Annotated in this window: 5 protein-coding genes; all 5 read right to left on the bottom strand. The window is 72.7% G+C overall.

Annotated elements, in window-relative coordinates:
- Positions 1–232 precede the first annotated feature (232 nt).
- A complete protein-coding gene (locus tag ACWDCZ_RS39190) occupies positions 233–433 on the bottom strand; it encodes a hypothetical protein (RefSeq protein ID WP_380670838.1) in 201 nt (66 codons plus the stop codon).
- A gap of 8 nt (positions 434–441) precedes the next feature.
- Entirely contained in the window at positions 442–1,191 is a 750-nt protein-coding gene (locus ACWDCZ_RS39185) for an SRPBCC family protein (protein ID WP_380775374.1), read from the bottom strand.
- A 49-nt stretch (positions 1,192–1,240) separates the two neighbouring features.
- On the bottom strand, positions 1,241–2,506 hold the full coding sequence (locus ACWDCZ_RS39180) for a cytochrome P450 (RefSeq protein WP_449818456.1): 1,266 nt from the start codon (positions 2,504–2,506) through the stop codon (positions 1,241–1,243).
- An 11-nt stretch (positions 2,507–2,517) separates the two neighbouring features.
- Complete coding sequence (locus ACWDCZ_RS39175; protein ID WP_074005862.1) at positions 2,518–2,733, bottom strand: MbtH family protein; 216 nt, start codon at positions 2,731–2,733, stop codon at positions 2,518–2,520.
- 3 nt (positions 2,734–2,736) lie between these two features.
- On the bottom strand, positions 2,737–4,021 hold a 1,285-nt coding region (locus ACWDCZ_RS39170), incomplete at its 5' end, for an alpha/beta fold hydrolase (RefSeq protein WP_449818455.1).

Raw genomic sequence — 4,021 nt, 5'->3', positions numbered from 1 at the left:
TGAGTTGCCTGCGCGTCACATCCAACAGTCCTACCGGGTTCTGCCCCGGAGCGGGGCAGAACCCGAAGATTGATCACAACATCACACAGGCCCTAACTGCGTCGAGCGGAGTCGGCCCCCACCCGCGCCGGCGAGGGCGGTCCGGCCGGTGAGCGCCGCCGGACGCGGCGAGGCCGGTGCCGTCCGGGAGCGGCGGCTCCCGGACGGCACCGGCCTCACGGCGCGGGAAGGGCTACCAACGGCGGCGCGGCGCCGGAGGGTTGAGCTTGGCGGCGAGCGCCGAGAGGAAGGTCGGGAGCTTGTCGACCATGGCCTTGGGGACCGGGGTGGTCTCGACGCTGCCGCTTCGCACGTCCTCGACGAGCAGCGTGTACGTGCCGTTCTCCTCGACGAGTTCGGCGGCGAAGAGCAGTGTCCTGGTGGAGGTTTCCATCGGGGTTCCTAGGCTTGGGTGTCGTTGAGCCAGGCGGTCCACGCCGCGGTGGCCCGCTGCTCGTCGGCGTCCTCGGCGAACAGGTGGTGGCCGAGCCAGATCGGCACGTTCCAGGTGCTGCCGTTGAAGAACCGGTAGAGCGCGTCCGGGCCGCGCAGGCCGACGAAGTCGGGGCTGAGCCAGTCCACGACCACCTCCTCCGGGCCGCCGTCCGTACCGGGGACGTCGAGTCGCAGGCGGTCGCCGACGGCCGCGTCGGCGGCGAGGCCGAGGCGCAGCCGCAGGGCGGCGAAGTCGGCCGGGTCGGCGGTGGGTTCGGGGCGCGGGGCCCTGACGTAGACGGCGGGGCGGCCGGCGAAGTGCCGCAGGTACTCGGCGAGGCCGTGCTGGTAGAAGTCGACGTGCTTCTCGGCCGCGTCCGACTTGGCGTCCCACATCCAGGCCTCGTCGACGACGCCCGTGTGCACCCAGTGGATGCCCATCCGCAGGTGGCTCGTTCCGCCGTCGGCGGGCTCGATGTGGTAGCTGAGCGTGTTGGAGAACCCGCCGTCCTGGGTCGCCCGGACGGCGAACCGCCGCGGCGGCTCCCACGCCACGACGGTGGAGTCGCCCCGGCTGGCCTTTCCGCCGACGCGCGGCTCGACCTCCATCGGGTACAGCCAGCCGAGGTTGCCGGCGCCGGTGGCGACCGCGTCCCAGACCTGTTCGGGCGTGGCGGGCAGGTCCTGTTCCCGGCGGACCTCGAACTCTCGGGCCATGGTCGGTACTCCTTCGTCGTCGTTCATGGTCAGTGGTCGTCGTTCATGGTCAGTAGGTGACCGGGAGGGCGCTCAGCCGCCGTTGCAGCGGGTTGGGCCGCCAGTCCAGCGCCGCCTCGTCGGCCAGCCGCAGTTCGGGCAGCCGGCGCACCAGCGTGCCGATCGCCACCTCGGCCTGGAGCTTGGCCAGTGGGCCGCCGAGGCAGAAGTGCGGGCCGTGGCCGAAGGTCAGGTGCCGGTTGCCGGGGCGGGTGAGGTCGAGCCGGTCGGGGTCCTCGAAGCGGTCCGGGTCGCGGTTGGCCGCGGCGAGGAACAGGTACGCCAGGTCCCCCTCCCGCAGTGTCCGTCCGCCGATCTCCAGGTCCTCCGCGACGACCCGGACGATCGCCTGGGTCACCGTGTCGTAGCGGGCGAGCTCCTCGACGGCGCCGCGGATCAGCCCCGGATCCGCCCGCAGCCGGGCCAGTTGGTCCGGGTGGCGCAGCAGGGCGAGGACGCCGTTGTTGATCAGGTTGGCGGTGGTCTCGTCGCCGGCGGTGATCAGGACGAAGCACGTGGACAGCAGTTCGGAGTCGGTGAGCCGCTCGTCCTGCGCCTGGGTGGCGACCAGGGCGCTGATCAGGTCGTCGCCCGGCGCGCGCCGGCGCTCCCGGATGAGCCCGGACAGGTACTCCTCGTACTGGTCGATCGCCGCCTCGGACTTGTCGATGTCCTCGGTGAGCCGGCCGAAGCGGCGGAACCAGCCCTTGACCCGCGGCCGGTCCTCCTCCGGGATGCCGAAGAGCTCGCAGACGACGGACATCGGCAGCGGGGCGGCGACGGCCTCGATCAGGTCCATGCTCCGCCCGGCCGCGACCGCCTCGTCGACGAGCCGGTCGACGATGCCCTGGACGCCGTCGCGCAGCGCTTCGACCCGGCGGGCGGTGAAGGCCCGGTTGGCCAGCTTGCGCAGCCGGCTGTGGTCCGGCGGATCGGTGTTGGTCATCACCCGGCCGAGCCGGTCAGTGAGCCGGCTCAGGGCCTTCAGGTCGCCGCCGAGCGCGCTGTAGGCCCGCGTCATCCGGTCGCGGTCGTTGGACAGCCGCAGGTCGCCCAGGGCCGCCTCGATGTCGGCGTACCGGGTGAGGTACCAGATGCCCTGGTCGCTGCGGTGGACGGGGCTCTCGCGCCGCATGCGGGCGTAGAGGGGGTACGGGTCCCGCCGGACCTCGGGGGTGAGCAGGTCCGCGGCGAAGTCGTGGGACGGGACGGGGTCGTGGGCCGGGGCGAGGCCCGCCGCGGGGCGGGCCTCGTCCGTGGTGTCGGTCGGGTTCACTACGGGCCGCGCTACTTCCGGGTGTCCATGGCGTCGGCGAGGCTCCTGGGCCGCATGTCGGTCCAGGACTTCTCGACGTACTCCAGGCAGGCGGCGTTGGTGTCGGGGCCGTGGACGACGGTCCAGCCGTCGGGGACGTCGGCGAACTGGGGCCAGAGCGAGTGCTGGTTCTCCTCGTTGACGAGCACGAGGAAGGTGCCGTCCTGGTCGTCGAAGGGGTTGGTCATGGGTCAGTCCTCCTGGTGGGAAAGGGTGGTGGTGCCGTCGGTGTCGCCGACGGCCTCGGTGATCCTGGCGGCCAGGACCGGTCCGATCTGGGCCAGCGAGCCGGCCTGGGTCATCCGGTCGTGCCGGGTGGTGATCTCGTGGGACTCGATCCGGCCGGTGACGTAGGGGCGCCAGGTCTCGGGCCCGGCGTTGTCCTCGGCGCGGTCGATCGTGGAGTTGAACAGCAGCAGGTCCCCGTCGAAGCCGCCGGGGACGAAGTCGACCGCCAGCTTCGAGTTGTTGATCATGATCTCGACGATCACCTCGACCTGCCGCTCGGTCAGGCCGGCCAGCGCGCTGCCCCGGCGGTTCAGCACCTCGGCGACCTCGGCGTAGGTGATCTCCCGGTCGCCCAGCTCGTCCGGGTCGACGTCGAGCACGCCGACGAGCACGTCCCGCACGGTGGGCACCGGAGCCACCTCGAACCGCACCTCCTTCACCGGGTAGGCGTCGAGGATCGCCAGCAGCGCGGTCCGTTCGCCGCGCGACTGCAGCTCGCAGGCGAGCGCGTGGGCGATCAGCCCGCCGGCGGACCAGCCGAGGAGCAGGTACGGGCCCTCCGGCTGGATCTTCTGGATCTGGTCGGCGTAGTCCGCCGCCATCTCCTCGTAGGACGTCGGCAGGGGTTCGGGCCGGCCGAGGCCGCGCGCCTGGATGGCGTAGACCGGGTGCTGCGGGCCGAGGTGGTTCAGCAGGCCGCTGTACGACCAGCTGATGCCGCCGCCGGGGTGGACGCAGAACAGCGGCGTCCCGGTCCCGGTCGACCGCAGCGGCAGCACCACGTCCAACGCGTCCTCGGGGTCGTCCAGGAGCAGGCGCTCGGTGAGACCGGCCACGGTCGGCGCCTCGAACAGCATCCGCAGGCCCAACTCCAGGCCGAGGGTCTCGCGGACCCGGGAGGCCAGCCGGGCGGCCAGCAGCGAGTGCCCGCCCAGGTCGAAGAAGTTGTCGTCGATGCCCACCTGCTCCCGGCCGAGCACCTCGGCGACGAGGCCGCACAGCAGCTGCTCCTGCGGCGTCCGGGGGCCGCGCCCGGCGGTCGAGGACCCGTACTCGGGGGCCGGCAGGGCGGCCCGGTCGAGCTTGCCGTTGGCGGTCAGCGGCAGCGCGTCCACGGTGACGAACGCCGCCGGCACCATGTAGTCGGGCAGGTCGCGGCGCAGCCGGCCGGACAGCTCGCCCGCCTCGGGCGCCCCCTCCGGGGCGGGCACCAGGTAGGCGACCAGCCGCTTGTCCCCCGGCCGGTCC

It is taken from the genome of Kitasatospora sp. NPDC001225 (assembly GCF_053597855.1).
The sequence above is the reverse complement of the archived record's forward strand: the minus strand, read 5'-3'. Positions and strand labels throughout refer to the sequence as shown.

What these genes read in the sequence shown, in the direction of transcription:
- ACWDCZ_RS39190 (WP_380670838.1), bottom strand. Translation starts at nt 433, where the DNA reads ATGGAAACCTCCACCAGGACACTGCTCTTCGCCGCCGAACTCGTCGAG.
- ACWDCZ_RS39185 (WP_380775374.1), bottom strand. Translation starts at nt 1,191, where the DNA reads ATGGCCCGAGAGTTCGAGGTCCGCCGGGAACAGGACCTGCCCGCCACG.
- ACWDCZ_RS39175 (WP_074005862.1), bottom strand. Translation starts at nt 2,733, where the DNA reads ATGACCAACCCCTTCGACGACCAGGACGGCACCTTCCTCGTGCTCGTC.